The organism is Microcystis wesenbergii FACHB-1317 (assembly GCF_014696875.1).
In the GTDB taxonomy this organism is placed as follows: Bacteria; Cyanobacteriota; Cyanobacteriia; order Cyanobacteriales; family Microcystaceae; genus Microcystis; species Microcystis wesenbergii_A.
Genome location: NZ_JACJQV010000246.1, coordinates 1 through 4,935 on the forward strand (window position 1 = coordinate 1; position 4,935 = coordinate 4,935).

Here is a 4,935-nt window from a genome sequence, read left to right on the forward strand (position 1 = left end):
AAGACTTAATAGAAGGGATTGAATTGGCTATGTTAGAAGTTACTCAAAAAGATATTCGCAATTGGTTTACTCACTGTTGCTACTGTACCTCATAAGTCAGAGAATTGCTATAAGTTAATAAGGTATTTGGCGAGATTCCTGCTAACTGACAAATTTTTTGGTGCGGTATCTTTTGACTCTTTAACCAAAGAACTTCCATCTTCAGTTGAACCCGGGGATGGGGATGATGAAATCTTTCATAATACAGTGAGTTCTTTTGGGAGCATCTCACTTACGCGATAAGTAATTATACTTAGCCTAAAAGCCACTCTTAATCGTGTCTTGGAACGAAATAGAGGCTTTTAAAGACTGCGTACATGGAGAATTAAAACAAGAATTACCCTCGAAAAGCCTATTTTTCCACTAAGTATTTATGCTCATTGCAAAGGTGAGATGCTCCCGTTCTTTGTTCTTTTCTTCTTCCGTGAATTCTAGGTTAATCATGTTTTTAATGAGTGCTTTGCTGCTTTGGTGCTTTGCTTCTAAATAGCTCTTCGGTAATTGTTATGCAAATAATTAACTTAAAATAAAATTCGATGAGAGTACTTACGCTCAAAAATAGCTGAAATTCATACAGGGAAAGACTTAAAGCACAAACTGGTTAATACCAAAAGATAGACAATTGAGTTAAAATTTGATATAATAGCCAAAAACCAGAGTATTTTACTTATGATACTTGACAAATTTTTGAACCTAGAAGGAACCTCTATCCTCTATTGGGAGCATCTCACCTTTGTAACCCCTAAATCAGGTTTTTATGTCAAGCTATTTTGAAAGCCTTGCTAGAAACCAGCTTTAGGGATAAGTATACTTACTCACTTGCATAAATGAGATGCTCCCTCGGTTTTACTACTGGAGCAGGAGCGGGGATGGGAAAAGAACCTAATTATGTAATTAAGCTAAACGGCTTTTACTTCGGATCACCGATATAGACTCCAAAAGGGTTATAGCTATTGGATCATGCAGGTTAAGCGCCGTTTAGCTTAACTGAAATCAGTTTACTTGCACGACTGATGGGTTTTTTTCAATTGGCGCAATTATAACCAGGCATTATAGCATCTATCAGAATTTTCAATGCGTTTACCCTATGTTTTCTGGTAGAATGTCAGTGGTTCTTTTTTGGCTCTGACTTGTCATTGTGATAATCAGACCCTACCTGATGAGCCTTCCTTTGTCAAATCTTAAGGCTGATATGTTTCATTTTTGAATTGGCTATCAAATATCTTCTTCCAGCATTTGCTGATTTTTTTTCCTAATCACTCAATTAACTTGATTGAGGTTTACCTACTTACCCAATCTGTAAACATTTACTACAGATAGGTCGAGAAAACATTGATTCCACAGGAGTTAATCTCCACTTATTTTAAAAACTTTAATTATTGGGTAACTATAAGGATGTTAAAAAACATACTAAACTTAAATAAAGAAAAATATTTTGACATTATTATCCTATTATTGGCAGGATTTTGGGGAGGTATATATGCAATTTATTTGCTGAAAAATGATATTAATCCAACCCAAATGGAATGGTTGTTTAATTCGGAAGATAAAGCCCAATCAATTATCGGTTGGTTATATTTTAAAAATGATAATTGGCATTGGCCGATAACCTTCACTGACAGCTTGGCTTATCCCACGGGAAGCTCGATTGCTTATACGGATTCTCTGCCTATATTTGCTGTATTCTTTAAGATTTTTTCTCCTTTCTTTGCTGATAATTTCCAGTATTTTGGGCTGGTGATCCTATTAAATATTGTCTTACAATTTTTCTGGGGAGCTAAACTAGGAGCTTTGTTTTCCCGGGGCAGTTTATTTTGTGCCATGGGAGCAGGTTTATTATTTATGCTTGCTCCTCCACTGGTGTGGAGATTGCACGGTCATCTCGCTTTAACCAGTCATTGGTTAATATTGGCTTCGCTATGGACTTATTTTCAGCTTGTCAATATTGGCAATAACAAGAATATCATTAAAATAGTAATATTTCAAGCTATACTTTTATTGTTTAGTGCTGGAATTCATCCCTATTTATCAGTTATGGTTCTGTTGATTGTAATCAGTAGCCATATACAAACATTTTGTTTGCAGAGAATTACCATGACTAAATTAGTAATTTTAGTTTTTTCGTTTTTAATATTACTAATTTTTGGATGGTATTTTTTTGGCTATTTTATGACAGACGGATCAGAAGGCGGCTCCTATGGTTTTTATTCTCTGAATTTGAATGCTCTTTTTAATCCGATAGATGAATATTCCCGTTTTGTCAAACCAATGCCAGTAAATGATGGGCAATATGAAGGATTTAACTATTTAGGCATCGGAATTATTTTGTTAATATTTGCGAATATGGGTGTTTTGATTGTCAAAAGAAATCAATTAGATTTGATATTAGTTAAACAAGCTTTTCTTCACAACTGGGTACTTTTCACTCTGGCACTTCTATTAACTTTATTAGCTTTAAGCAATAAAGTTTATTGGAATAAGAGCTTGATTCTTTACTATCCGCTGCCTGACATATTGATTGACGTGATCAGTAGATTTCGAGCTAGTGCACGATTTTTTTGGGTAGTACACTACTTGATCATTCTAGCCGTTCTGGTTATTAGCTTTAAAATCTGGAATCACCGGCAAATTAAAGTTTTATTAACCCTAGTCATTTTAATTCAATTTTTTGATAGTGTACCCTTGCACAATTATGTAATTCAAAGTGGACCTTTGCATTCCCAATCAAATATTTTAAAATCTCCAGAATGGCTTCACCTATCTAAGGATTATAAAAAGTTAATTATCTTGCCAAGCTATCAATGCAATGCTATTGAATCTTATCCAGCCTTAGAAAAAATTGCCGCCTTACAGAATTTAAAAACGAATAGCGCTCGCTTGGCACGATATAATTCCAGTGACATAAAATTACACTGTCAGCAGTTATTGAATAGTCTTCAGTCAGGGAAAATGGAGAAAGATGCCGCCTACGCTTTAGATTTAAAGAAAACTTTTAATTACTATACGAAAATTAACGCCGATCATAATAGTAGCCACTACTGTAACTATCTTGATGGCTATGTTCTGTGTCGATTGCGCAAAGATACGCTAGAAAAACCAACGTTAAAATTACCTATATCAACTTACAAAATTAAGGAGACAATCTATTTTACTAGAGAGGGAAATAATGCCTTAAATTATCAATTTGGAGATTGGTCAAGTTCAGAACCTTCAGGGACTTGGACAAATGGCGCTGAGGCACATCTGTTGCTGAAACTATCAGAACCAATTACAGATGACCTGATTCTTAATATTGAGGCATCTCCTTTTGTCAATGAAAAACATACTCAACAAAAAATTGACCTTTTGGTTAATCACCATTTGGTATCCCAGTGGACTTTTAAACAGGGAGAAATTGTTTCTAATAATTATCAAGTTCCCATTTCTAAGCAATTAATTGACAATTCACCCTTTTTGCAAATTACTTTTCGTATCTTGAATCCCCTATCTCCCCAAGAGTTGGGATTAAGCGATGATCCCCGTTTACTTGGTCTTTTCGTTACAAGGATTCAACTGTATCAGAAATCATCACAGTCGGTTAATTTATAGCAGTAAACGTTATCGGCAATAAAAGGACTGGATTTATAACCATTTACAACCAATGTTTCCCTTCTTCATCTGCGATTTAAGCAGCAGCTTTCTGACGATGAATGAATTTGTAGTTATGCAACCCACAAGCGGTTTCCATCACAATGTTTATAGGGTACCTCGAAAAATTCAAACCATACCCATCAGGTCAGTCTAGTAAGTACCTAATGGGACTTAAACAAAACCTAAGACAAAAATAGCTTCAAACCCATACAGAGAGATGACTTAAGTTCAAACAACACTCAATCTAGTCTTCTTGAGGGTTTCAGTCATTTTTTTCTTATTTACCTCTTTCCCTTATTCAGAGGGTTTTTCAGTGCTTTTATGGCTCGAAAAGTGTCTAAGTCCCACTAGGCTTGGCTTTTTTAATGAAAGTCTTAAGCAGTTTTTTAATAGCTGACTTAGCTGTAGATAAATTGTTAATTTCCTTTTGTTGGCTTTCAATATTCTCTAATAATTCTACATTCTGAATTTTTAAGGTTTCTAGAGAATATTCCACTTCTTTAAGACTCCTAGATGTAATTAAATACTGGAGAGATTGATTTTGTTTTTCCTCTTGTAATTTTCTTAATTCTACCCAAACCTGACCAGAAGAATTTTCTTTAAATTCGTCAATAGTTTTAAGGATAATTTGAGAAATTTTTTCGGAATTTTGCCGCCAAGAAAATTGTTTATATCTCTCTAATCCTTTGTCTATTAGTTGCTGACGAATTTCAGGAATTTGTATTTTTTTGATAGCTTGTATCATCTCATCAATACTGGTGCCGTCAATGTATAAAACTGCATCACCTCCTACCTCTGGAATCGCCGAGTTAAAGCAAGTAATCACCGGACACCCACAGGCCATTGCTTCAATAATTGGCAGTCCAAATCCTTCATAAAGAGAAGGATAAACTAAGGCAATTGCACCCGAATAAGCGGTTTTTAAATCCTGATCATCTAATTTTAAGACATAGGTGTTAATATTGTTAGCTAATTTCGATAATTCTGGCTCTAACTCTAAATCACCACCGACACAAACCACTGCTAAATTATTATTTTCAGGTAAATTATTCCAAGCTTCAAAGAATAATTTGACATTTTTATAACCCTTAAGACTAATGCGGGAACCAACGATGAGAAAATATTGGGACTTAAACAAATTTCAAGCCCAAATAAAGCCTAAACTGGCTTTGTAAGCGGCAAACACATCCCGATTCTCGGTCAGCCACTCAAAGAAACGGAAAGACATCGCTGTCCGAAAAGCTTCTAAAGCTTCCACAAAAGTGT

Annotated in this window: 2 protein-coding genes and 1 pseudogene; 1 reads left to right on the forward strand and 2 read right to left on the reverse strand. The window is 34.9% G+C overall.

Annotation, left to right across the window (positions count from 1 at the left end; translation table 11 throughout):
* Positions 1-109 precede the first annotated feature (109 nt).
* A pseudogene (locus H6F92_RS25275) lies at positions 110-271 on the reverse strand (helix-turn-helix domain-containing protein); the annotation flags it as partial.
* A 1,163-nt stretch (positions 272-1,434) separates the two neighbouring features.
* On the opposite strand from H6F92_RS25275, the gene H6F92_RS25280 reads away from it, so the two are divergent.
* On the forward strand, positions 1,435-3,627 hold the full coding sequence (locus H6F92_RS25280) for a DUF6311 domain-containing protein (protein WP_190359967.1): 2,193 nt from the start codon (positions 1,435-1,437) through the stop codon (positions 3,625-3,627).
* Between the two features lie 379 nt (positions 3,628-4,006).
* Here the strand turns inward: H6F92_RS25280 and H6F92_RS25285 are convergent, their stop codons facing one another.
* Positions 4,007-4,807, reverse strand: coding sequence for a glycosyltransferase family 4 protein (locus H6F92_RS25285; protein WP_242030277.1), 801 nt, complete (start codon positions 4,805-4,807; stop codon positions 4,007-4,009).
* Positions 4,808-4,935: the final 128 nt, after the last annotated feature.

Excerpts from the sequence above, each read along its gene's own strand:
- H6F92_RS25280 (WP_190359967.1), top strand. The coding sequence starts at position 1,435 with ATGTTAAAAAACATACTAAACTTAAATAAAGAAAAATATTTTGACATT.